The sequence below is a fragment of the Streptobacillus felis genome (genome assembly GCF_001559775.1).
Taxonomy (GTDB): domain Bacteria; phylum Fusobacteriota; class Fusobacteriia; order Fusobacteriales; family Leptotrichiaceae; genus Streptobacillus; species Streptobacillus felis.
Genome location: NZ_LOHX01000222.1, coordinates 1 through 217 on the forward strand (window position 1 = coordinate 1; position 217 = coordinate 217).

1 protein-coding gene is annotated in these 217 nt (G+C 32.7%); it reads left to right on the plus strand.

Annotated elements, in window-relative coordinates:
- Window positions 1-217 (plus strand): IMP dehydrogenase (locus AYC60_RS03895; protein WP_197416954.1); only part of this gene is annotated, 217 nt, incomplete at both ends.

The window sequence follows — 217 nt, forward strand, 5'->3', positions numbered from 1 at the left end:
ACTGTGTTATGTTAGGGGGATTATTAGTAGGAACAAATGAATCACCAGGTGAAGAAATTCTATATAATGGAAGAGGATATAAGAGATATGTTGGAATGGGGTCATTAGTGGCTATTGAAAGAGGAAGTAAAGATAGATATTTTCAATTTGAGTATGCAACTGATAAAATAGAAACAGAAGGTGTCGAAACCATGGTTCCATTTAAAGGAAAATTAAA